Source organism: Mesorhizobium sp. M1143 (assembly GCF_040318435.1).
GTDB lineage: Bacteria > Pseudomonadota > Alphaproteobacteria > Rhizobiales > Rhizobiaceae > Mesorhizobium.
Window position 1 is genome coordinate 51,624 of the sequence record NZ_JAMYMJ010000016.1, and the last position, 23,924, is coordinate 75,547.

Annotated in this window: 20 protein-coding genes, 1 tRNA gene and 1 pseudogene; 13 read left to right on the top strand and 9 right to left on the bottom strand. The window is 63.2% G+C overall.

Annotated features, from left to right (window positions below; genetic code table 11):
* Nucleotides 1-179: 179 nt before the first annotated feature.
* The 4 genes from NKH35_RS14025 to thrC are packed head-to-tail and all read right to left on the bottom strand — an operon-like array spanning nucleotide 180 to nucleotide 6,387.
* Nucleotides 180-3,068, bottom strand: a complete 2,889-nt coding sequence (locus NKH35_RS14025) for an EAL domain-containing protein (RefSeq protein ID WP_023706671.1) — start codon at nucleotides 3,066-3,068, stop codon at nucleotides 180-182.
* 3 nt (nucleotides 3,069-3,071) lie between these two features.
* Nucleotides 3,072-3,668, bottom strand: coding sequence for a GNAT family N-acetyltransferase (locus tag NKH35_RS14030; RefSeq protein WP_023668403.1), 597 nt, complete (start codon nucleotides 3,666-3,668; stop codon nucleotides 3,072-3,074).
* A 14-nt stretch (nucleotides 3,669-3,682) separates the two neighbouring features.
* Nucleotides 3,683-4,975, bottom strand: coding sequence for a M16 family metallopeptidase (locus NKH35_RS14035; protein ID WP_023668402.1), 1,293 nt, complete (start codon nucleotides 4,973-4,975; stop codon nucleotides 3,683-3,685).
* A 14-nt stretch (nucleotides 4,976-4,989) separates the two neighbouring features.
* Entirely contained in the window at nucleotides 4,990-6,387 is a 1,398-nt protein-coding gene (gene thrC / locus NKH35_RS14040) for a threonine synthase (protein WP_023709864.1), read from the bottom strand.
* A gap of 128 nt (nucleotides 6,388-6,515) precedes the next feature.
* Between thrC and NKH35_RS14045 the strand changes: the two genes are divergently transcribed.
* The 7 genes and pseudogenes from NKH35_RS14045 to NKH35_RS14075 all read left to right on the top strand — a co-directional run bounded on the left by NKH35_RS14045 (nucleotide 6,516) and on the right by NKH35_RS14075 (nucleotide 9,795).
* Nucleotides 6,516-7,247, top strand: a complete 732-nt coding sequence (locus NKH35_RS14045; protein WP_023687159.1) for a hypothetical protein — start codon at nucleotides 6,516-6,518, stop codon at nucleotides 7,245-7,247.
* A 199-nt stretch (nucleotides 7,248-7,446) separates the two neighbouring features.
* Complete coding sequence (locus NKH35_RS14050; protein WP_352914969.1) at nucleotides 7,447-7,770, top strand: ArsR/SmtB family transcription factor; 324 nt, start codon at nucleotides 7,447-7,449, stop codon at nucleotides 7,768-7,770.
* Complete coding sequence (locus NKH35_RS14055) at nucleotides 7,767-8,192, top strand: SRPBCC family protein (RefSeq protein WP_023687161.1); 426 nt, start codon at nucleotides 7,767-7,769, stop codon at nucleotides 8,190-8,192. Before NKH35_RS14050 ends, NKH35_RS14055 begins: the two co-directional genes overlap by 4 nt.
* 57 nt (nucleotides 8,193-8,249) lie before the next feature.
* Nucleotides 8,250-8,549, top strand: a pseudogene (locus NKH35_RS14060) (VOC family protein); the annotation flags it as partial.
* 117 nt (nucleotides 8,550-8,666) lie between these two features.
* Entirely contained in the window at nucleotides 8,667-8,888 is a 222-nt protein-coding gene (locus NKH35_RS14065) for a hypothetical protein (protein WP_023668396.1), read from the top strand.
* Between the two features lie 3 nt (nucleotides 8,889-8,891).
* Nucleotides 8,892-9,350 carry a DUF1801 domain-containing protein gene (locus NKH35_RS14070; RefSeq protein WP_023687163.1) on the top strand — a complete coding sequence of 153 codons (459 nt, stop codon included), beginning with the start codon at nucleotides 8,892-8,894 and terminating at the stop codon, nucleotides 9,348-9,350.
* 13 nt (nucleotides 9,351-9,363) lie between these two features.
* Entirely contained in the window at nucleotides 9,364-9,795 is a 432-nt protein-coding gene (locus NKH35_RS14075; RefSeq protein ID WP_245260083.1) for a DUF1801 domain-containing protein, read from the top strand.
* Nucleotides 9,796-9,800: 5 nt separating this feature from the next.
* Here NKH35_RS14075 and NKH35_RS14080 read toward each other — a convergent pair whose 3' ends face one another.
* Nucleotides 9,801-10,487 (bottom strand): HAD family hydrolase, encoded by a 687-nt coding sequence (locus NKH35_RS14080; protein ID WP_352914971.1) that lies wholly within the window; start codon nucleotides 10,485-10,487, stop codon nucleotides 9,801-9,803.
* A 187-nt stretch (nucleotides 10,488-10,674) separates the two neighbouring features.
* On the opposite strand from NKH35_RS14080, the gene NKH35_RS14085 reads away from it, so the two are divergent.
* The gene (locus NKH35_RS14085; RefSeq protein ID WP_023668392.1) at nucleotides 10,675-11,808 is read left to right on the top strand and encodes a site-specific DNA-methyltransferase; all 1,134 of its coding nucleotides are present in this window, start codon (nucleotides 10,675-10,677) and stop codon (nucleotides 11,806-11,808) included.
* Between the two features lie 219 nt (nucleotides 11,809-12,027).
* Here the strand turns inward: NKH35_RS14085 and NKH35_RS14090 are convergent, their stop codons facing one another.
* Nucleotides 12,028-12,639: an HAD family hydrolase gene (locus NKH35_RS14090; RefSeq protein ID WP_023732086.1), complete on the bottom strand. Its 612-nt coding sequence runs from the start codon at nucleotides 12,637-12,639 to the stop codon at nucleotides 12,028-12,030.
* 22 nt (nucleotides 12,640-12,661) lie between these two features.
* Entirely contained in the window at nucleotides 12,662-13,783 is a 1,122-nt protein-coding gene (mutY, locus tag NKH35_RS14095; RefSeq protein ID WP_023732085.1) for an A/G-specific adenine glycosylase, read from the bottom strand.
* Between the two features lie 50 nt (nucleotides 13,784-13,833).
* Here mutY and NKH35_RS14100 point away from each other — a divergent pair, with 50 nt between their 5' ends.
* From NKH35_RS14100 to NKH35_RS14115, 4 genes are all read left to right on the top strand, one after another.
* Nucleotides 13,834-14,340: a DUF721 domain-containing protein gene (locus tag NKH35_RS14100; RefSeq protein WP_023709857.1), complete on the top strand. Its 507-nt coding sequence runs from the start codon at nucleotides 13,834-13,836 to the stop codon at nucleotides 14,338-14,340.
* Between the two features lie 167 nt (nucleotides 14,341-14,507).
* Entirely contained in the window at nucleotides 14,508-15,236 is a 729-nt protein-coding gene (locus NKH35_RS14105; RefSeq protein WP_023692056.1) for a DsbA family protein, read from the top strand.
* A gap of 69 nt (nucleotides 15,237-15,305) precedes the next feature.
* A complete protein-coding gene (gene smc, locus NKH35_RS14110) occupies nucleotides 15,306-18,764 on the top strand; it encodes a chromosome segregation protein SMC (protein ID WP_352914975.1) in 3,459 nt (1,152 codons plus the stop codon).
* A gap of 1,237 nt (nucleotides 18,765-20,001) precedes the next feature.
* Nucleotides 20,002-20,310, top strand: coding sequence for a hypothetical protein (locus NKH35_RS14115; RefSeq protein WP_023670691.1), 309 nt, complete (start codon nucleotides 20,002-20,004; stop codon nucleotides 20,308-20,310).
* 117 nt (nucleotides 20,311-20,427) lie between these two features.
* Here NKH35_RS14115 and NKH35_RS14120 read toward each other — a convergent pair.
* Together NKH35_RS14120 and NKH35_RS14125 are read right to left on the bottom strand one after the other, a co-directional pair.
* Nucleotides 20,428-20,502: transfer RNA gene (locus NKH35_RS14120), tRNA-Gln, on the bottom strand.
* Between the two features lie 110 nt (nucleotides 20,503-20,612).
* A complete protein-coding gene (locus NKH35_RS14125; RefSeq protein ID WP_023687172.1) occupies nucleotides 20,613-20,957 on the bottom strand; it encodes a VOC family protein in 345 nt (114 codons plus the stop codon).
* A gap of 216 nt (nucleotides 20,958-21,173) precedes the next feature.
* On the opposite strand from NKH35_RS14125, the gene ppdK reads away from it, so the two are divergent.
* Nucleotides 21,174-23,879, top strand: a complete 2,706-nt coding sequence (gene ppdK, locus NKH35_RS14130; protein WP_352914977.1) for a pyruvate, phosphate dikinase — start codon at nucleotides 21,174-21,176, stop codon at nucleotides 23,877-23,879.
* The last annotated feature ends 45 nt before the right edge of the window (nucleotides 23,880-23,924 follow it).

Consider the following 23,924-nt stretch of genomic DNA (forward strand, 5'->3'; position numbering starts at 1 on the left):
CGTTCCGCCGAACCTTCGCGACTAGCCGAAGCCGCCCGCCACTTTCGTCATCCTAGGGTCTGCGCCGCGTCGCTGCGCTCCTTGCTTCGCCCTAGGATGACGAAGGCGCGGTCGCTTCAGCTAATTTTCGGGGTTCATTCCAATGTAACCACGCGCCTGCACGACGCATGCCTCACCCATCACGCCTGCGTCATCGGGTACTGCTCTTTCAACGCCTTCAGCACCTGGTCGCCTGGCATCGGCGCGCCGAACATGAAGCTTTGCACATACTCGCAGCCCATCTGGCGCAGTTCCAGCGCATCGCTTTCGTCGGAAATGCCCTCGGCCACCACCGACAGGCCGAGTTCATGCGCCATGTTGACCATGGATTTGAGCAGCACCGCCCGCTTCGGCGTCGCGTCGTCGACGAAGCTCTTGTCGATCTTGATGGTGTCGAAGGGGAAGCGGGTCAGATAGGCGAGCGAGGAATAGCCGGTGCCGAAATCGTCCAGCGACAGGCCGATGCCGAGCTGCTTGAGCTTGGTCAGCACATGCGATGTCTGCTCTGGATTGTCCATGACCAGCGATTCGGTAAGTTCGAGCCGGAAGCAGCGCGGCTTCAGATTGGCGCGGGCGATGACCGAGCGGACATCGCTGACCAGGTCGCGGCGGATCAGCTGGCGACTGGACAGATTGACCGACACCGACAGCGGCGTGTCGCCGATCTGCTTTTGCCAACCGGCGAGGTCTTCGGCCGCCTGCTGCATGGCAAACAGCCCAAGCTGCACGATCAGGCCACAGCTTTCGGCGACCGGGATGAAATCGCCCGGCGGGATCATGCCGCGGCGCGGATGGTCCCAACGCAGCAGCGCCTCGAAGCCGGCAATGCTGCCGTCCTCCAGCCGTACGATCGGCTGGTAGGCAAGGGTGAACTCACGCCGCTCGATGGCGCGGCGCAGATCGGATTCGAATTGCAGCCGGTCGGTGCCGACGGTGCGGAAGGCCGGCCGGAACGGCTCGATCCTGTCGCCGCCGAAGCGCTTGGCCTGGTGCATGGCAAGCTCGGCGTCCTTGACCATGTCTTCTGCCGAAGTCTGCGCCGAGGTCCAGGTGATCAGGCCGATCGAGGCAGTCAGCACGATCTCGCGCTTGGCGAAGGTGATCGGGTTGTTGATGGCGTGCTTGATGGCGTCTGCCACCGCCGCGATGCGGGAGGGTTCCTGTTCGGAGAGCAGCATCAGGGCGAACTGGTCACCGGCAAAGCGCGACAGCGAATCCTTAGGTTTCAACAGCCGGTGCAAGCGGCGCGCAATGGTGAGCAGGATGGTGTCGCCGGCCGAGATGCCAAGCCCGTCATTGACCTGCTTGAAACGGTCGATGTCGATGACGAAGACGGTGGGGCGCACCTTCTCTTCGGTGCGCGCGATCGAGATGATGGCTTCCAGCCGGTTCATCAGAAGTTCGCGGTTGGGCAGGCCGGTCAGATTGTCGTGAACGGCATCGTGCAGCAGCCTTTCCTCGGACTTTTTCTGCTCGGTAACGTCGACCATGGTGCCGACGCAGCGAATCACTTCGCCATCCGAGCCGATCACCGGCCGCGCCCGAAGCAAGAACCAGTGGTAGTGCCCGTCGGCGCCGCGCAGGCGGAAATTCTGCGAGACCCGGCCGCGCCGATGTTCGAGCACCACGTCGAGCGTGGTGCGGAACGTGTCGCGGTCGTCGGCATGCAGCACCGGCAGCCAGTTGCGGGCCGCACCCCCCAGGCTGTTGGGAGCGAGGCCAAGCTGGATGCTGACGTCGGGCTTGGTGACGACGCGGTCGCGCAGCACGTCCCAGTCCCACACCGTGTCGCCGGAGCCGGCTACGGCCAGCGCCTGCCGTTCGAGGTCGGAGAACAGGCCCTGATGCAGCGCGCCGCCGGCAAAGGCATGCTGCATGACGGTGAAGCCGATCAAAAGGATGATCAGGATCAGCCCGCCGCCCAATGCCGGCTGGGCGATGTCGTTGTCGAGCATGCCGGTGATCGCCATCCACGACCCGCACAGCCATAGCAGCACCATCACCCAACTGGGCACCAGCATGATCGCACGGTCATAACCACGAAGACCGAGCAGGATGATGAGGCCAAGCCCGGTCAGCGCGGTGGCGGCGAAGGACAGCCGGGCAATACCGGCGGCGACGGCCGGATCGATGATGGCCACACCCGCAATCAGCACCAGGCCGAGGATCCAGACCAGCGCGCCATAGCTGAAATGGCCGTGCCACCGGTTGAGGTTGAGATAGGCGAACAGGAACACCACGAAGGTCGCCGCAAGCGCCACCTCCGTTCCCGCCCGCCACATCTGCTCGTTCCCGGGCGATATCTCTATGATCTTGTTTAGAAAGCCGAAATCGACGCAGATATAGGCAAGTACCGCCCACGCAAGTGCGGCTGTCGCCGGAAACATCGAGGTTCCCTTGACGACGAAAAGGATGGTCAGGAAGAGCGCCAGCAGCCCGGCGATGCCGATGACGATGCCGCGGAACAGCGTATAGGAATTGACCGAGTCCTTGTAGGCTTCCGGCTCCCATAGATAGACCTGCGGCAGCTTCGGCGAGGCGAGTTCGGCGATGAAGGTGATCACCGTTCCCGGGTTCAGCGTCACCCGGAACACGTCGGCGTCGGAGCTTGACTGGCGGTCGAGCGCGAATCCCTCGCTGGGGGTGATAGCGGCGATGCGGGTGGCGCCGAGATCGGGCCAGAAGATGCCGGAATTCACCAGCCGGAAATGCGGCGCCACGATCAGCCGGTCGAGCTGCTGGTCGGTGGTGTTGGCGAGCGCAAACACCGCCCAGTCACCGCTCGAGCGCGCGTCATTGGCCTCGACCTCGATGCGCCGGACGATGCCGTCGGGACCGGGCGCGGTCGACACCTGGAAGTTTTCGCCCTGATTGACGTAGATCTGGACGGCGCGCGACAGGTCGAGCGCGACATCGTCGCGGGCAATCTTGATCGGTTCGACGGCGAAGGCCGGGAGCGCCGCGCAAAGCGTGACGACAACCGCCAGAACAAAGGCCAACAGCGACCCGTTTCGCAGGAAATTCGTCAAAAATCAGTCCTTCGTTCCAGCGCCCGGCGGATCGTCCGCGATCCGGGCGTAGAGGTAGTGGTCCTGCCAGATGCCGTTGATCCTGAGGTAGGATCGCAGAAGTCCTTCGCGCCGGAATCCGGCTTTTTCAAGCACGCGGATCGACCGGACATTGTCGGGAATACAGGCAGCTTCGATCCGGTGCAACCTCAGCGTATCGAAGGCGAAGCGGCAGACCACCTTGACCGCGTCGGTCATCAGGCCGCGGCCGCCGAACCGCTCCCCGATCCAGTAGCCGACATGGCCGCTTTGCGAGACGCCGTGGCGGATATTGCCGAGCGTAATGCCGCCTGCAAGCTTGCCGCTCGCCTTCTCGAAGATGAAGAAGGCGATGGCGGTTCCCTGCGCATAGTCTTCGCGGTAGCGGCCGATGCGCAGCCGCCAGGCGGTGCGGTCGAGTTCATCGGGCGTCCAGCGCGGCTCCCACGGTTCGAGGAAGGCACGGCTTTCGCCGCGCACCGCCGACCATTCGCGATAGTCGTTGGTGTAGGGCACGCGCAGCATGACCCGGTCGCCTTTCAGTGCCGGCAGGTCACGGCGAAAGAAAGGGAGCGCGAACACCGGCGCTTGAAGGCTTAGACGGCGAGCTTGCGGGCCGTGGTGTGCGTGCCCGCAAGCGAATCGAGAATCGCCTCATAGGGCGCGAGCGTACCCACCGGTCCAACCGCGGTCAGCGTCGGCTTGGTCGAAAACAGCCGGGACGAAAGGTCGGTCAGCCGCTCGACGGTCAGCGCCGACAGCCGTTCCATCAATTCCTCCTTGGCGATCGGCCGACCGAACAGAAGCAGCTGCCTGGCGATCTGCGAGGCGCGGCTGGCCGGGCTTTCAGCCGACATGATCAGGCCGGCGCGATATTGCGCGCGGGCGCGGTCGAGCTCTTCCTGAAGGATATTCTCGCCGGCCTTCTGCAGCTCGTCGATAATGACCGGCACCAGTTCGGCAATGTCGCTCTGCCCGGTCGCGGCATGAACGCCGAAGATGCCGGTATCGGAAAAACCCCAGTGGAAGGCATAGACCGAATAGCACAGGCCACGCTTTTCGCGGACCTCCTGGAACAGCCGGGACGACATGCCGCCGCCGAGGATCATCGACAGCACCTGCGAAGCGTAGAAATCGCGCACATGATAGGCTCGGCCTTCGAAGCCGAGCACGATCTGCGCGTCCATCAGGTCGCGATCCTCGCGGAAATCGCCGCCGACATACTGCGCATATTGCGGCATCGTGCTGTCGGACTTGCTGCGGAAACCGCCGAGCTGCTTTTCGACCTCGCGCACGAAATTGTCATGCTTGATGTCGCCGGCCGCGACGATCACCATCTTCTCGGCGCCATATTGGCGCTCGATGAAATCATGCAGCTGTTTGGAGGTGAAGGATTTGACGGTTTCCGGCGTGCCGAGGATCGAGCGGCCGATCGTCTGGTGGCGGAAGGCGGTCTCGGTGAAACGGTCGAAGACGATGTCGTCGGGTGTGTCGTGCGCGGCGCCGATCTCCTGCAGGATCACATGCTGCTCGCGCTCCAGTTCCTCTGGGTCGAATTCGGACTCCTGCAGGATATCGGCAAGGATATCCACCGCCAGCGGCACATCGTCGGACAGCACCCTGGCGTAATAGGACGTCGTCTCGACTGATGTGGCGGCATTGATCTCGCCGCCGACATCCTCGATTTCCGAGGCGATCTCGAAGGCCGTCCGCCTTTTCGTACCCTTGAAGGCCATATGCTCGAGCAGATGGGCCATTCCGTGCTCGTCGTCACGCTCATTGCGGGCGCCGGACTTGACCCAGGCGCCAAGGGCAACGGATTCGAGGCTTGGAAGGGTTTCGGTGGCGACTGTCAGGCCGTTCGACAGACGGCTTACCTCAACACCCATATGGCAAGTACTCCCTAACGCGCTGCCCTTGAGTGGCGGCTCACGTAATCTTCCACCATTTTCAGGTCGGATGGAAGTACCGTGTACTTTTCGTCGGCTGACATCAAGGACCCCAGCCATGCGGGCAGGGCCGGCGACACGCCGCAGGCGGCTTCGACCGCGGCCGGGAACTTGGCCGGGTGCGCCGTGCCCAGCACCACCATCGGCACTGCACCGTCAGCCTTGCCGGCGGCGACATGCACGGCCGCGGCCGTGTGCGGATCGAGCAGATAATTGCTGGATTCGAGCGTTGAACGGATGGTGGCGGCAACCTCGTCCATATCAGCGCGTCCGGCGTCGAATTCGGACCGCATCCGGTCGATTTCTGCGGTTTCGATGGTGAAGGCGCCGGATTGCTTGAGGCCGGCCATGTAACGCCGCACCGTCTCTGCGTTACGGTCGCAGGCCTCGAACAGCAGTCGCTCGAAGTTCGACGATACCTGGATGTCCATCGATGGCGACGTCGTCGCAAACACACCCTTGGTGCGGTATTCACCGGTCGCGAAAGTGCGCGCCAATATGTCGTTGTTGTTGGTGGCGACGATCAGCCGCTCGATCGGCAGGCCCATCTTCTTGGCGGCGTAACCGGCGAAAATATCGCCGAAATTGCCGGTCGGCACGGTAAAGGAGACCGGCCTGTCCGGCGCGCCGAGCGAAAGCGCCGAGGAAAAATAATAGACGATCTGGGCCATGATGCGGGCCCAGTTGATCGAATTGACGCCCGACAGCGACACGCGATCACGAAAACGATGATCGTTGAACATATCCTTCAGCAGGCCCTGGCAATCGTCGAAATTGCCTTCGATCGCCAGCGCCTGGACGTTGGCGGCAGTCGATGTCGTCATCTGCCGCTGCTGCACCGGCGAGACGCGGCCATGCGGGAACATCACGAAAATGTCAGTCCGGTCGCGGCCGGCGAAGGCATCGATGGCGGCGCCGCCAGTGTCACCCGAGGTCGCGCCGACGATGGTGGCGCGCTGGCCACGCTCAGTCAGTACATGGTCCATCAGCCGGGCAAGCAGCTGCATGGCAACGTCCTTGAAGGCCAGCGTCGGACCGTGGAAGAGCTCGAGGATGAACGTGTTGGCGCCGGTCTGCACCAGCGGGCAGACGGCCCGGTGGCGGAAGGTGGCATAGGCTTCTCGCACCAGGCGCTCGAAGACGGGTGCGGCGATCTCGCCGCCGAGGAAGGGCGTCAGCACGCGGATGGCGAGGTCCGCATAGGGCAGGCCGCGCATGGCGCGGATCTCGGCTGCCGAAAACTGCGGCCATGTCTGCGGCACATAAAGCCCGCCGTCGCGGGCCAGCCCCGCCAGCACCGCATCGGCAAATCCAAGCACGGGCGCATCCCCGCGGGTACTCACATAGCGCATCGTCAAAGGTCCATTGCTGCCGCCGGTTTCATCCACGGCAATTGGTTAATTTTCCGAGCCGCCTCAGTCGCATTTTTGCCGTGGCGTTGCTATACGTCACCAACTTTGCGAGAGGGAAGTGCAGTTTCATGGCGTTTCATAAGTTCAACCGTCGCTTTGTCGCGGGTCTGGCGCTAACCGGCTTTATGCTTGCCGCCGCCGGTTGCCAATCGAGCGACAATGGCATCCTCAATCTCGGTTTCGGCAAGAAGACCGACCCGAATGCGCCAATACCGCCTCAGGATCCGAAGGTTCTCGCCAGCCAGTTGCAGGCCTACTGCCCGAAAGTGACGGTGCGTGACGGCACCGCATACTTCAATACCTACGCCAAGGGCGCGCCGCAGCCGAAAAAGAAAAAGGCTGATGCAACACAGGATGCCGAGGCCGCTGCCGCCGCGCAGACGGCGCCTGACGGCTCCATCGTCGACCCGAACAAGGATCCGGCCAAGATCATCTACCAGGCCTCGATCAGCGATGTGAGCCGCGATTGCAGCCGTGCCAACGGCCAGTTGACGATGAAGGTTGGGGTTGCCGGCAAGATCGTGCCGGGACCGCTGTTCGCCCCCGGCACCATCACCATGCCGATCCGCATTGCCGTCATGCACGGCCCCGACGTACTTTATTCGCAGATCCACCCCTATCAGATCCAGGTCAGCGATCCCTCGACCGCCACCCAGTTCGTGTTCACCGATCCCAACGTCGTCGTGCCCGAACCCTCCGCCCGGGATTACACTGTCTATGCCGGCTATGACGACACCGCGCCGGCGGCGGTGGACAAGAAGTCCGGCAAGAAAAAGAAGCGCGCTCCGGCGACGAACTAAGCGCCTGGGCGCCGTCGCTGCTGCGACGGTGCCGGTCAACTCTTTGAAAGATCCAAACGATCCGATCGTAATCCTGCAGGCGTGCGCCTGCGGCAGGTCGCGTCTGCGCTTTAATCTCGATCCATTCCGCCAGCGCACTTGACTCATCCATATCCCGGCGGTTATACGTCAATCAATAGCTCGCAGGTTATTGATCCCGATGCCGGACGCCCACGATACTTTGTTCAAAACGCTTGCCGACCCGACCCGGCGGGCCATCTTCGAGCGCTTGTGCCGCCAAGGTGAGCAGACCGTGGGGGCGCTGACGGCGCAGTCCGGGGTCTCGCAACCGGCGGTGTCGAAGCATCTCGGCGTCCTGAAGCTGGCCGGCCTGGTGCGTGACCGCCACGCCGGACGCCAGACCCACTACAGCGCGCAGCCCGAGGCACTTGGTCCGCTGACCAACTGGACAGTTCAAATGACAGGATTCTGGGAGAGCCGCTTCGATGATCTCGAGAACCTGCTGAAAAGGATGGACCAGTGAGCAATCCCGAGCTGCGCACCGTCGTCGTCGAACGTGAAATATCCTGGCCGGCGGAGAAGATCTGGCGCGCGTTGACGCAGCCGCATCTGATGGAGGATTGGCTCATGAAGAACGATTTCAAGCCTGTCGTCGGCCACAGCTTCAATCTTCGCGGCGACTGGGGCGGCGTGCTCGACTGCGAGGTGCTGGCCATCGAGCAAAACAGGACGCTGTCCTACAGCTGGGATTTTGCGCATGAGGATGCCGCCTACAATCTGAAGAGCGTGGTGACGTTCACGCTCACACCCACGAGCTCGGGAACCCATCTGCGCGTCGAGCAGTCGGGCTTCCATCCGAGCCAGAAGCAGGCCTATGGCGGGGCCAGGGCCGGGTGGCAGCAATTCCTCACCAAGCTGGAGCAGGTCCTGGCGAAGCCAGATTGAAGCCTGCCGGTACCATGCCCTGATCGCGGGGCACCGAATGCAAAAAGGAGGAAATCGATGAAGATCAAGCTGACCAGCGTCTATGTGGACAACCAGGACAACGCACTGCGCTTCTACACCGACGTGCTGGGCTTTGCTGTGAAGGCCGACTTCAGCAATGGGGCTTTTCGTTGGCTGACCGTCATCTCACCCGATGAGCCCGAGGGAGCCGAGCTACAGCTGGCGCTCAACGACAACCCGGCCGCCAAGGCCTACCAGCAGGCCATCTTCAAGCAGGGGCAGCCCGCGCTCATGCTGTTCACCGACGACGTCAAGGGTGATTACGAGCGCATCAAGGGACGCGGCGGTGCGTTCGCCATGGCGCCGACAGAAGTGACCGGCTCGACCATCGCCCAGCTCAACGACAGCTGCGGCATCTCATCCAGATCACCCAACTGGCGCGTTGGTAGGCGCTGGTTTCAAGAGGAAGTTGCAATGAACTTGAGCAAATGGATACGTCAAACCCATCGTTGGCTGTCGATCATCTTCACGCTGACCGTGGCAGCCAATTTCATCACCATGGCGTTCGGGCAACCTCCGGCCTGGGTGGTCTATTCGCCGCTGCTGCCGCTATTCCTGCTGCTGTTCAGCGGCCTCTACATGTTCGTGCTGCCTTACGTCGCGAGATCGCGTGGCGAGCAGGGCGCGCAAGGGTAGGACATGGCCAAGGCGCCGGGAAAATCGAAGGTCGCAAAACCGGCCCCAGACAAGCCGGAAAAGCCGGTCCTGCTTTCGGGCGGCAACCCGCAGATCCCTAAGGTCTATGGGGACGCTCCGGTGCAGGCATATATTGCCGCCATGCCGGGCTGGAAAAGCGATGTCGGGCGCCGGATCGACGCACTTATCGTCAGCGCCTTCCCCGGCGTCTGCAAGGCGGTGAAGTGGAACTCACCGTTCTATGGCATCGAGGGCGACGGTTGGTTCCTCAGCCTGCATTGCTTCACCAGATACGTCAAAGTCGCCTTCTTTCGCGGCACGTCGCTCGATCCTGTGCCTCCCGGCGGTTCCAGGCAAAAGGAAGTGCGCTATCTCGACATCCATGAAGGCGAAGAGATCGACGAAGCCCGCTTCGCCTCCTGGGTGAAGCAGGCCAGCCGATTGCCCGGCGAGAAGATGTGAACGGAGGCAGACCATGAAGATCAGCATGTCGAGCAAGGACGAGGGAGGCGCCTCTGCCTCCGAGCGGATAGATGCCCGAATCCGGGAGCTGGACGATTGGCGGGGCAAGACGTTGGCCAGCCTGCGCAAGACCATCCTCGACGCCGACCCGGAAATCATCGAGGAGTGGAAGTGGATGGGCAGCCCGGTATGGTCACGAGACGGCATGATCGCCGTCGGCAACGCTCACAAGGACAAGGTGAAGCTGACCTTTTCTCACGGCGCCAGCCTGCCGGATCCCGACAGGCTGTTCAACAACGGGCTCAACGGCAAGGTGTGGCGCGCCATCGATGTGTCGGAGGGCGACGTGATCGATGCGGATGCGCTGAAAGCGCTCGTCCGCGCCGCGATTGCCTACAACAGGGCTAAGAAGAAACCGGCCAGGTCGGCCAAAGCCAAGGACTGATCGGTTCAGGCGTCCGACCACTCCGACAGAGCGGCAATCACACTTTTCAGTTCGGCCCAGCGGCGGATGACGGTTTCGGCTCCGGCTTCGGTCAGCACATCGGCATGGCCGGGATAGCTGTGCGCGGCGCCGGTGAAGCCGATCACGCGCATGCCGGCGGCCCTGGCGCCGGTGACGCCGTGCACCGAATCCTCGATGACGAAGGTGTTTGCCGGATTGGCGTTGAGTTGCTCCGCCGCGATCAGGAACACATCCGGCGCGGGCTTGGTTTTCTTGCTTGGTACTTCCAGCGCTGAAAAAATCCGGCCGGCGAAGAACGGCAGCAGGCCCACTTTCTCGAGCATGAACTCGATCCGCTCCAAGCGTGAGTTCGAGCAGACGCAGCGCGGCGCGGTGACCGCGGCGACCGCCTCGCGCACGCCGTCGATGGCGCGCACGTCGCTACGCAGTTTGCGGTCGACCAGCTCTTCGGCCCGGTCGATCATCGAGGCCTGGAACGGGATGGCGGATTTTTGCTCGACCCGCATCATGATGTCCTTGAAGGTCAGTCCGGCATAGGTTTCGGCGTATTCCTCAGCCGAGATTTCATATCCGGCCAAGGTCAGCAATTCGGCCTCGACGCGGGCTGCGATGATTTCGGAATCGACGAGCACGCCGTCGCAATCGAAGATGACAAAATCTGGCTGGGGCATGGCAATCCGAACGAGGAGGGTGATGGAGGCCCGGCAAGGCTCAAGCGGCGCGACATACACCAACGGGCCGGGCTGCGCAAATTGACGACGTCAGGGCTGCCTGGACCGTTGCGTCCTTCACCGAATATTTACGCTGATCGGTAACCATAACGGGGAGTAAACAGTAACGCGTGCCTTGGGTGTAAAAATGTCTGCCGTGCGTCTTCTCGCCGACCTCTCCCACGCCCCCCAGCAATCCGAGTGGCTGGACACGATCCTCAAGGGCGATTGTGTCGCCGCGCTCGACCGGCTGCCGGAAAAATCCATCGACGTCATCTTCGCCGATCCGCCTTACAATCTGCAGCTCGACGGCGATTTGCACCGGCCCGACCAGTCCAAGGTCGACGCCGTCGACGATGACTGGGACCAGTTCGAGAGTTTCGAGGCCTATGACGCCTTCACCCGCGCCTGGCTCCTGGCGGCACGCCGCGTGCTGAAGCCGAATGGCACCATCTGGGTCATCGGCTCCTACCACAACATCTTCCGCGTCGGCGCCAAGATGCAGGATCTCGGCTTCTGGATCCTCAACGATGTCGTCTGGCGCAAGACCAACCCAATGCCTAATTTCCGCGGTCGCCGCTTCCAGAACGCGCATGAGACCATGATCTGGGCTTCGCGCGACCAGAAGGGCAAGGGCTATACCTTCAATTACGAAGCCATGAAGGCATCGAACGACGACATCCAGATGCGCTCCGACTGGCTGTTCCCGATCTGCACTGGCGGCGAGCGGCTGAAGAACGACAATGGCGACAAGCTGCATCCGACGCAGAAGCCGGAAGCGCTGCTCGCCCGCATCATGATGGCCTCGACCAAGCCGGGCGACATCGTGCTCGACCCGTTCTTCGGATCCGGCACAACCGGCGCCGTGGCCAAGCGGCTTGGCCGCCATTTCGTCGGCATCGAGCGCGAGCAGGCCTATATCGACGCCGCCAATGAGCGCATCGATGCCGTGCGGCCGCTGGAAACCGCCGATCTCACCGTGCTCACCGGCAAGCGCGCCGAGCCGCGCGTCGCCTTTGTCAGCCTCATCGATACCGGGCTTATGCAGCCCGGCGCCACGCTTTACGATGCCAAGAAGCGCTGGTCGGCCAAGGTACGCGCCGACGGCACGGTGGCGATCGGCGACAGCGCCGGCTCGATCCACAAGATCGGCGCCGAAGTGCAGGGCCTGGACGCCTGCAATGGCTGGACCTTCTGGCACTATGAGCGCTCGGGCGGCCTGACCCCGATCGACGAACTGCGCCGCATCGCCAGGCTCGGTATGGAGCGCGCAGGGGCTTGACGCTACCACATAAAGGTCGGCGCCCTACCGCGCCCCCCTCTGGCCTGCCGGCCGTCTCCCCCACGAGGGGGGAGATTGCGCGCTTCATTGTTTTCGCCAACTTTCAACGTTGTAAGAAAGAGCCGTCGGCGAGGCTGCCAATCTCCCCCCTCGTGGGGGAGATGCCCGGCAGGGCAGAGGGGGCGCCATAAAGCGCTACCTTCGACCCCTCTGCGTAGCTCAGGTCGCGATGCCATACCGCTCAAGGTCCGCCTTGAGCGTTTTTGCATCCGTGAACAGCACTGACTGCCAGCCGGCCGCCTTGGCGCCGTCGACATTTTTTTGGCTGTCGTCGATGAACAGTGTGGCTGATGGCTCGAGCTCGAATGCAGCGACATGGTGATCGTAAATGGCGCGGTCGGGCTTGATCTCACGGATATCGGCCGACACGGTCACGCCGCGCGGGCGGCTAAGGAAATCGAAGCGCAGTCGTGCCTCGGCAAGTGTGTCGGCGGCGAAGTTCGTCAGCATGGTCACGTCGTGGCCGCTCTCGATCAGGCCGAGCATGATGGCGACGCTGTCCTCATAGGCATGCGGCACCATGTCGTTCCAATAGCGTCGGAAATTGCGAATGTTTTCAGCATGATCCGGGTAATCCGCGATCAGCAGCGCTTCCGCCTCTTCCCACGTCCGGCCACGGTCCTGCTCGATGTTCCAGTCATGCGTGCAGACATTGTCGAAGAACCACTTGCGCTCTTCGGCATCGGGAATGAGGCGGCTGAACGGAATGTTCGGATCGTAGTGGAGCAAGACGCGGCCGATGTCGAACACGATATGGCGGATTTCAGTCATTTCTGGCCTTTCAAAGCGAATGCTAGTCAATGGGGCGGTGCTTTTTGGTTGCGCCCGGTATCGCTGCTTCGATGACCTTTTTCATGACCGTCGGCAGCGCTTCTCCGGAAATGTCATGGGCCAGCGACCAGAAATGCCCTTCCGGCGCATCACTTTTCACTTGAGCGTGAAAGACTTCGAGCTCGAGCGCGAAATGGGTGAAGACATGCGCGATCTCTCCAGCGCGCCGCCAGTCGGCAGGGAAGGGCGCTGCCTCCGAAGTGGTTGCACCGTCGATCCGCGCTGTCCAACCTGTGGTCGGCACCTCGGTCATGCCGCCGAGCAGGCCCTTGTCAGGCCGCTTGCGCAACAGGATGGCGCCGTCGCCGCGCTCGGCGACGAAGGCGGCACCCCGCCTGAGTGGTTTGTCGACCTTGGGCAGGCGGACCGGAAAGCGCTCGGGGTCGCCGGACAGGATGGCGCTGCAATCCTCGCGCACCGGGCACAGCATGCAGCGCGGCCGTCTTGGCGTGCAGATCGTGGCGCCAAGGTCCATCATTGCCTGGGCGAAGTCGCCCGGCCTTGTCTGCGGAACCAGTCTTTCGACGAGCGCGCGGATTTCAGGCTTTGCCTCGCTGAGCGGCGTTGCGATCGAATAGAGCCGCGAGATGACACGTTCGACATTGCCGTCGACGACCGCCGCCGGACGGTCGAAGGCGATCGCCGCGATCGCCGCCGCCGTATAGGCGCCGATCCCCGGCAATTCCCTCAATCCCGTTTCGTTGTCGGGAAAACGGCCGCCCTGGCTCGCAACCAGATCGGCGCAGGCCTTGAGGTTGCGCGCCCGTGAATAATAGCCGAGCCCGGCCCAGGCCTTCATCACATCCTCGGCCGGCGCAGCCGCCAGCGCCTTCACATCAGGCCATTTCTCGACAAAGGGGCGAAAATAGGATTTTACCGCTTCGACCGTGGTCTGCTGCAGCATCACTTCCGACAGCCAGATGCGATAGGGGTCCGGCCGTGCACCGCCGGCCGCCGCGCGCGGCGTGATCCGCCACGGCAGTTCGCGATGGTGCGCGTCGTACCAGGCAAGCAGACGCGCGGCGATCTCTCCTGATAGAGTTGGTCCGGATGCGGCCTTGCGGGTCTGTTCGTGCAGTGCCATTGATCGCGGGCTGGCTCTAGGCTGGTGAGGAGCGTGGCTGGAGAACGTACATGGCAGGGAGAACGCCTTACGGCAATCCCGTTCCGGTGAGCGATCTCGCGACCGCGATCCTCGACCCCGTGCTGCGCAAGCGGGCCGGCATTTCGATCGGGCTGGTGCAGTCATGGGAAGAGATCGCCGGCCCCAGGCTCGCCGGCCATTCGCGCCCCGAAAAAATCCAGTGGCCGCGCCGCATGCATGAGGACGATCCGTTCGAGCCGGCGGTGCTGGTCATCGCCTGCGAGGGCATGGCCGCGCTGCACCTACAGCACGAGACCGGCGAGATCATCAACCGCGTCAATGCCTTTCTCGGCTTCAACGCGATCGGCAGGATCCGGATCGTGCAAAAGCCGGTGCTGAGGGACAAAGCCCGGCCGAAACCGACGCCGAGAGCACTGACTTCTGTCGAAAAGGCCAAATTGTCGGATACCGTCGGCAAGATCGAGGATGAAGGCTTGCGCGCCTCGCTGGAGCGTCTTGGCGCCACAATTCTTGCCCAAAGGAAGCGGCCAAGGTAATCAACCGGTAATCAGTCGGTCATGAACGCGTCATCTATCTCGCGCATTCGTGATCCTGCATGTAGAGTTTGGCGATTGGAATGGGGACGGCGATGCCTTAATTCCCGCCAACTCTCGCCTTTTCTAGCCTTTGCGTTGCAAAATCAAACCACAGTCAGGTGATTCGCATGAACCGTAGCTTGTCCCGCAGAAACCTCCTGTCTTCGCTGGCCGTCATTCCGGCAGTGGCTATGCTCGCCGCATGCAGCGATTCAGGCGAGGATGCCAAAGCAGCGGATGTGAAGCCTGCGGCTCCCGCGCCTGCTTCGACGCCTGCCACTCCGGCCGCCGTCAAGGTCCCGGAGTCTTCCGGCAATGTCGACATGGCCGAGCTGCTGAAGCCCGGCGCTTTGCCCGACAAGCAGCTCGGCAAGGATGACGCCAAGGTCACCATCGTCGAATATGCCTCGATGACCTGCCCGCATTGTGCGCATTTCGCCGCGACCACCTTCCCTGAGTTGAAGACCAAGTACATCGACACCGGCAAGGCGCGTTACATCCTGCGCGAATTCCCGTTCGATCCGAGCGCCGAGGCCGGTTTCATGCTGGCGCGCTGTTCGAAGGACAATTATTTCCCGATGGTCGACGTGCTGTTCAAGCAGCAGGCCAACTGGGTCGGCGTCAACAATACCAAGGATGCGCTGCTGCAGATCTCCAAGCTCGCCGGTTTTACACAGGAGTCCTTCGAGGCCTGCTTGACGGACCAGAAACTTCTGGACGATGTGAGATCGGTCCAGAAGCGCGGCGCCGATGAATTCAAGGTCGACTCGACGCCGACCTTCTTCATCAACGGGAAAACCTACAAAGGTGCGATGTCGATTGAGGAAATATCGGCCATCATCGACCCTCTGCTCTGACGTCCAGGCGGCGCCGGAGCGACTGCGCTTCGGCGTCAGCGCACCTTTGTGCCTTCCAGGCAGGCGCGAATGAAGTTTTCGCGCCTTCGCCTCCTCGGCTTCAAGTCCTTCGTCGAACCCGGCGAGTTCGTCATCGAACGTGGCCTGACCGGCATTGTCGGGCCGAATGGCTGCGGCAAGTCGAACCTTGTCGAGGCGATGCGCTGGGTGATGGGCGAAAGCTCATACAAGAACATGCGCGCGTCCGGCATGGACGACGTGATCTTTTCCGGCTCGGGAACGCGCCCGGCCCGCGACACCGCCGAAGTCACGCTGTTCCTCGACAATAGCGACCGGACCGCGCCCGCCGCCTTCAACGACGCCGATGAATTGCAGGTGTCGCGCCGCATCGAGCGCGAAGCCGGCTCGCTCTACCGCATCAACGGCAAGGAAGCCCGCGCCAAGGACGTGCAGCTTCTGTTCGCCGACCAGTCGACCGGCGCGCGCTCGCCTTCCATGGTCGGACAGGGCCGTATCGGCGAACTGATCCAGGCCAAGCCGCAGGCGCGCCGCGCGCTGCTCGAAGAGGCCGCCGGCATTTCCGGCCTGCACACGCGCCGTCACGAGGCCGAGCTTCGGCTGAAGGCGGCCGAACAAAATCTGGAACGGCTGGACGATGTCGTCGGCGAACTGGAGAGCCAGATCGAAAGCCTTAAGCGCCAGGCGCGCCAGGCATCGCGCTTCAAGAACCTGTCGGCCGATATCCGCAATGCGGAAGCCACGCTCTTGCATCTGCGCTGGACTTTGGCCAAGACCCAGGAGGGCGATGCGCGTTCGGCATTGGCGGTTGCCACAGCTCTGGTCGGCGACCGCGCCGCCGCCCAGATGGCTGCCGCCCGTGAGCAAGGCATCGGCGCCCACCGGCTGCCCGATCTGCGCGATGCCGAGGCCGCCGCGGCTGCCGCCTTCCAGCGCCTGTCGATCGCCAAGGCTCAGATCGAGGAGGAGGCTGGCCGCATCCGCGCCCGCCAGGCCGAACTCGAGCGCCGGCTGCAGCAGCTCGACGGCGACATCGCCCGCGAAGAGCGCATGGTGCGCGACAATGCCGACATCCTCGAGCGCCTGCGCGAGGAAGAAGCGACACTCAACTCCGAAAATGCCGGTGCCGCCGAACGCGAAGCCACCACGCGCGCCGCTTTCGAGCAGGCCGGCGCAACGCTTATAACAAGCGAAGCAAAGCTCGCTGCGCTGACCGCCGAACGAGCAGAGGCCGCCGCCTCGCGCAACCAGATCGAGCGCACGCTGCGCGACACCGCCGAACGCCGCGATCGCTTTGCCCGCCAGCTGGCCGATGTCGACCGCGAGCTATCGGAGATCGTCTCGAAAGTCGCCGGCCTGCCCGATCCCGCCGAGAAGCGCGCTTTGGTCGAGGACGCGCTCGCCCGGTTGGAGGAAGCCGAGGCCGGCGCCATTGCTGCCGAACAGGCCGTCGCCGAGGCGCGCGCCACCGAGAGTGCCGCCCGTCCGCCGCTGCAGGATGCCAGGGCCGAACTCGCCGGCATCGAGACCGAAGCCCGCACGCTGGCCAAGATCCTCAATGCCGCCAGCGGCGATCTTTTCCCGTCGGTACTGGAGCAACTCAGCGTCGAACGCGGCTATGAGACGGCCCTCGGTGCTGCGCTTGGCGAGGATCTCGACGTGCCGCTCGACCGCAGCGCGCCGGTGCATTGGGGCGAAAGCCAGGTTGAACCAGGCGATGCGGCTTTGCCGGAAGGCCTCAAGAGCCTCGCCAGCGTGGTGCGCGCGCCTTCGCAGCTTGCCCGCCGGTTGGCGCAGATCGGCATCGTCGATGCGGCGGACGGCAAACGCCTGCAGGCGCTGCTTGCCCCCGGCCAGCGGCTGGTCAGCCGTGACGGCGCGCTGTGGCGTTGGGATGGCTTGACCGCCAGCGCCGATGCACCGACCGCGGCCGCGCAGAGGCTGGCGCAGAAGAACCGGCTGGCCGAGCTCGATGCCGAGGCGGTGCAGGCGACGCAGATGATGCGTGAGGCAGAGGCTGCCCTTGCCCAGGCCGAACAGGCGCTGCGTGAGGCGAGCGAGGCCGAACGCAACGCCCGCCAGGCCGGGCGCGATGCCCAGCACGGCCTGGACGCCGCCCGCAGCGCGCTGGCCGAGGCCGAAAAGGCCGGTGGCGAGCTGGCAAGCCGCCGCGCCGCCCTGGACGAGGCGCGCGCGCGAATCGTCGACAGCCATGAAGAAACGGCCGCCGCCTTCGCCGAGGCCGAAATGCTGCTGCAGGACGCCCCCGATCTCGGCGACCTGCAATTGCAGCTTGAACAATCCGCCGCCAATGTCAGCCGCGATCGCGCAACCTTGGCCGACGCGCGCGCCGTCCATGAAGGCCTGCGCCGCGAAGCCGAGGCGCGCACGCGCCGGCTCGACGCCATCGGCGCCGAGCGCAGCAACTGGTTGCAGCGGGCCGAAAACGCCTCGCCGCAGATTGCCTCGCTGGGCGAGCGCAGGGCCGCGGCCGCGGCCGCGCGCGAAACGCTGGCCGACGCCCCCGACGAGATCGACTCCAGGCGGCGCGCGCTGCTGTCGCAGCTGACCGAGGCCGAGACCTTGCGCAAGGCGGCCGCCGACCGTTTGCAGGAGGCCGAGAACAAGCAGGCCGAGCTGGACAAGGCCGCCACCGCGGCCATCCAGTCGCTGGCCGATTCCCGCGAAACCCGCGTCCGCGCGGAAGAGCGATTGACCGCCGCCGATGAGCGCCGGCTCGAGGTCGAGGCGCGCATCCAGGAAACGCTGAACACGCCGCCGCATCTGGTCATTCGCCATACTGGCCTGGAAGCCGACAGCCCGATGCCGGAAATGGCCGAGATCGAGCGCCAGCTCGACCGGCTGAAGGTTGAGCGCGAGCGGCTCGGCGCCGTCAATCTGCGCGCCGAGGAAGAGCAGAAGGAATTGTCGGACCGGCTGGAGACCATCGTCTCCGAGCGCGAGGACATCATCGAGGCGATCCGCAAGCTCAGGCAAGCGATCCAGAGCCTGAACCGCGAAGGCCGCGAACGGCTGCTTGCCGCTTTCGAGGTGGTCAACGGCCATTTCCAGCGGCTGTTCTCGCATCTGTTCGGTGGCGGCACGGCCGAACTGCAGCTGATCGAATCCGACGACCCGCTCGAAGCCGGGCTCGAAATCCTGGCACGTCCGCCCGGCAAGAAGCCGCAGACCATGACGCTGCTGTCGGGCGGCGAGCAGGCACTGACGGCGATGTCGCTGATCTTTGCCGTGTTCCTGACCAATCCGGCGCCGATCTGCGTGCTCGACGAAGTCGACGCGCCGCTCGACGATCACAATGTCGAGCGCTTCTGCAATTTGATGGACGAAATGGCCGCGACCACCGAGACGCGCTTCGTCATCATCACCCACAACCCGATCACGATGGCGCGCATGAACCGCCTGTTCGGCGTGACCATGGCCGAGCAGGGCGTCAGCCAACTGGTCTCGGTCGATCTGCAGGCCGCCGAGGCGATGCGCGAGGCGAGCTGACGCAGCATGCTTTGTTGATTTCGTCGGCGATGGCGTCGATCCGACTGTTGCAACAGGACCGTCGCCCTTGCGACCTGCTTGCGACGCGCATTCTGTAAGGTTCGAAGAGAAGGAATTTAAGCGCCACCTGAGAGCGAACGCCAAAGCCCACATGCAAAGCGCCCGGCCAACGCGAAAGCGATGCCTACAAGGCGCAGATGGCAATAGGCTCCGACCGCAATTCAGCTGCCACGTTTATCGGAAGCCCAGGAAGCTCAGTATCGCAATCACGATAACGACTGCTCCGATGAGCCAGATTATGTTGTTCACCGTATCTCTCCCGAACTAGTTGCTGGGAGTGAACTCGTAAGAGCCTACTAATGTTCCCGCATTTTCTGCGTCGAAACAAAATGGCGGCCATCGCTTCGTCGATTGCCAGACCAAGGTCCGAACAGGGTATGACTGAAGTCCTGACGTCGGAGCCATAGGCCTGAAGGCGGGCAACCTATGCCCTCCCGATGCATTGGAACCGGGCTGCCGAGCATGAGTCCCTTCATCGGTGGTCAATCGGGTGCCCGCCATTCCTGAGAGGTTAGCGGGCACCCGATTGTCGTGAGACCGCCAACGGGGTGCGTTTCAATAGCGAGGCTAACAGTGACCTTTGTCCAGAGATCTGTGCGTGACGGCGCAACCCGACCCGCAAACGACAACGACAGTCCTGCGGAAGTTTCTTCCGTTCTTGACCTCATACCATCGGCTGACGACGACAACGTCGCTGAACTTGTCAGGCGAACAGAGCGCCTGGCAATCGCAGTGGTTATCGGAATCGCGGTTCTGCTGATCTTGGCGCCGGTGGTTTACCTTGCACTTTCTTACGGGATCTGAGACGGCCCGACTTAGGCGATCTAAGATGGCCTGATTGGTCGTATTCTCGTAAATCTGAAAAGTTGTGCCGACGGTCCTCCTCGCAAGACAAGTGTTTCCCGTTACAGATCATGAGATCGAACGCGACGACATAGAATGGTCGTGCGCAGCGCTGCTTTGTCGAGTTGCGTAACCTTGGTGGCCGGCTTGAAAGAGCGTGCTCACCAGAATTTGCCAACAAGAGCTGTTGTCGCAATTACTTCCTTCACACTGCCGTGTTGCGCGGGAGCAGCCGTCACTGATCGCGCCCGTGGACCAACGACGCTACTCGGAACCAAAGGGATGGGACGCGGTTATCCCCGCGAAGGGATAATTAGCAGATGGAGATATTACAATGAAAACAATGATCGTGAGCGCCTTGGCGCTGTTCATTGCCATGCCGACGATAGCTCCGGCAGCCGAAGCTGACGTGGTCATCACGACCCACCATCGACATCATCACAGGAGCGTAAAGGTCATCAATGACCAGGGTCAACGCCTTCATCACCGCAGACACGGCACGGTTGCCTTCTACGACCACGGCCGCAGACATCATCGCCGGGATACGGTCATCGTGACCGGCTCGATCGAGCGCAGCCATCATCGCTATTATCGACATCATCGGCATCATCCCGTCGTCATCCAGGACGACAACGATTACTGATCCTCTCCGCACGGCCCCGGCTCTGTCAACGGAGTCGGGGTCGCGTGGGAGTCAGATAGCTCCTGACGGCAGCCATCGATAAGGTCGGTAAATCATTGATTCCAAAGGCATGTGATTTGGCTGGGGCGCCAGGATTCGAACCTGGGAATGTCGGTACCAAAAACCGATGCCTTACCACTTGGCGACGCCCCAGCAAGCGAGCTTTGCCCGTTGCGCGCGGCCTTATAAGACGAGCGGCACGAAAGCTCAATGCCGAGTTGGCCACTGTGCAAAACTGATCCACCGCTTCGCGCGGGGAAGCGCTATTCGCCCCAGACCGCCAACTCGTTGCCGGCGGGATCGGTGAAATGGAACCGCCTGCCGCCCGGGAACGAGAATATCGGCTTGACGATCGTGCCGCCGGCGCTTTCGACAACGTCGAGGGTTGCTTCCAGATCCTGCGAATAGAGCACCGGCAATGGTTTCGCCGGAGCCTCGCCTGCATCGGCCTGGAAGCCGCCATCGAGCCCTTCGCCGAAGGCTGAATAGGTCGGCCCGTAATCGGTGAACGACCACGAGAAGGCGGCGCTGTAGAAAGCCTTGACGCTGTCCAGCGTCGCGCCGGTCGCGGGCAGTTCGAGATAGTCGAGTTTTCCGTTGAGTTTCATCACGCTGCTCCCAACTTGTTCCCTATATGTTCTATATCTTGGGCAGCGATACGGCAAGTCTTTTTGATGCGGCTTTCCTTAATCGATTGTAGTTGGCGCGCCTGGCCGGCCACGCCTTGCCTTTCGCACTGCAGCATAATAACGCTCGGGTCGGAGCGCGGGGGAACCGGGTCTTGGCCCCGGGGTTCTAATCTTCCGAGAACTTGGAGGGCGAGCATGACCAAATGGGTCTACACCTTCGGCGATGGCGCCGCGGAAGGACGTGCGGGCGACCGCAACCTTCTCGGTGGCAAAGGCGCCAATCTGGCCGAGATGTGCAGTCTTGGCCTGCCGGTGCCGCCGGGCTTTACGCTCACCACCGAAGTCTGCAACGCCTATTACGCCAACGGCAACAGCTATCCGGCCGCGTTGCAGGCCGATGTCGTCAAGGCGCTGGACCATATCGGGCAACTGACCGGGCGCCGTTTCGGCGATCCGTCGAAGCTGCTTCTGGTCTCGGTCCGCTCCGGGGCCAGGGCCTCGATGCCGGGCATGATGGACACCGTGCTCAATCTCGGCCTCAATGACGAGACGGTCGAGGCGCTGGCAGCCGATTCCGGCGATGCCCGCTTTGCCTATGACAGCTACCGCCGCTTCATCCAGATGTATTCCGCTGTCGTCATGGGTCTCGACCACGAAGTGTTCGAGGAAATCCTCGAGGACCAGAAGGCCAGCCTCGGCCACGAGCTCGACACCGAACTGACAGCGCAGGAATGGCAGAGCGTCATTGCCCTCTACAAGGCCAAGGTCGAGGAGGAGCTCGACAGGCCGTTTCCACAGGACCCGCACGAGCAGCTGTGGGGGGCGATCGGCGCGGTGTTTTCCAGCTGGATGAACAACCGCGCCATCACCTACCGGCGCCTGCACGACATCCCGGAAAGCTGGGGCACGGCGGTCAATGTCCAGGCCATGGTATTCGGCAACATGGGCGAGACGTCGGCCACCGGCGTCGCCTTCACGCGCAACCCCTCGACCGGCGAAAAGATGCTCTATGGCGAATTCCTGGTGAACGCGCAGGGCGAGGATGTCGTAGCCGGCATCCGCACGCCGCAAAACATCACCGAGGCGGCGCGCATCGCCGCCGGCTCCGACAAGCCGTCGCTGCAGAAACTGATGCCGGACGCGTTCCGGTCCTTCGTCGACATCTCCGACCGCCTGGAACAGCACTACCGCGACATGCAGGATCTCGAATTCACCATCGAGCGCGGCAAATTGTGGATGCTGCAGACGCGTTCCGGCAAGCGCACCGCCAAGGCGGCGCTGAAGATTGCCGTCGAAATGGCGCGCGACAAGCTGATCACGACGGAGGAGGCGGTCGCCCGCATCGATCCCGCCTCGCTCGATCAGCTGTTGCATCCTACCATCGACCCCAAGGCCGCGCGCGATGTCATCGGCGTCGGCCTGCCGGCTTCTCCGGGCGCCGCGACCGGCGAGATCGTCTTCTCGTCCGCCGATGCCGAGGATCTGAAGACGCAAGGTCGCAAGGCAATCCTGGTGCGCATCGAAACCAGCCCCGAAGACATTCATGGGATGCATGCTTCAGAAGGCATCCTGACCACGCGCGGCGGCATGACCAGCCACGCCGCCGTGGTCGCGCGCGGCATGGGCAAGCCTTGCGTTTCGGGCGCCGGCTCGCTGCGTGTCGACTACAAGGCCGGCACGCTGATGTCGATGGGCCAGACCTTCCGCAAGGGCGACATCATCACCATCGATGGTAGCAACGGCCAGGTGCTGAAGGGCGCCGTGTCGATGCTGCAGCCGGAACTGTCGGGCGATTTCGCCGCCATCATGGAATGGGCCGATGCGGTGCGCCGCATGAAGGTGCGCACCAATGCCGAGACGCCGCTCGATGCGCGCATGGCGCGCTCCTTCGGCGCCGAAGGCATCGGCCTCTGCCGCACCGAGCACATGTTCTTCGACGGCGAGCGTATCGTCGCCATGCGCGAGATGATCCTGGCCGATACCGAGAAGGACCGCCGCACCGCGCTTGCCAAGCTGTTGCCGATGCAGCGCTCGGATTTCCTCGAACTGTTCGAGATCATGGCCGGCCTGCCGGTGACGATCCGGCTGCTCGATCCGCCGCTGCACGAATTCCTGCCCAAGACGGAAGCGGAGGTGGCGGAGGTCGCCGCCGCCATGAACGTCTCGCTCGACAAGCTCAGGCAGCGCACCGAAGCCCTGCACGAGTTCAACCCGATGCTCGGCCATCGCGGCTGCCGCCTCGCCGTCTCCTATCCCGAGATTGCCGAGATGCAGGCGCGCGCCATTTTCGAGGCAGCCGTCGAGGCCGGCAAGAAAGCCGGCGCGCTGGTCGTTCCCGAGATCATGGTGCCGCTGGTCGGCCTGGTGAAGGAGCTCGACTACGTCAAGGCGCGCATCGATGCGGTCGCCAAGGCTGTCATGGACGAGACCGGCGTCAAGATCGACTATCTCACCGGCACGATGATCGAGCTTCCGCGCGCGGCGATCCGCGCCCACGTCATCGCTGCTACGGCCGAGTTCTTCTCCTTCGGCACCAACGACCTCACCCAGACCACTTTCGGCATCTCGCGCGACGATGCGGCGTCCTTCCTCGAGACCTATCGGCAGAAAGGCATCATCGAGCAGGACCCGTTCGTCTCGCTCGACATCGAGGGCGTCGGCGAACTGGTGCGCATGGCTGCGCAAAAGGGCAGGGCGACACGGCCCGACATCAAGCTCGGCATATGCGGTGAACATGGCGGCGATCCGGCCTCGATCCGCTTCTGCGAAGAGGTCGGCCTCGACTATGTCTCGTGCTCTCCCTACCGCGTGCCGATCGCAAGATTGGCCGCAGCCCAAGCCGCGGTGCAGATTGCCAAAACAGCAGTGCCGCGCCCCAAAAAGAGCGCCGCGGCATCCTGATTTCGACACAGTCCTTTCGGTATCGATGAAACGGCCACCCGTGGG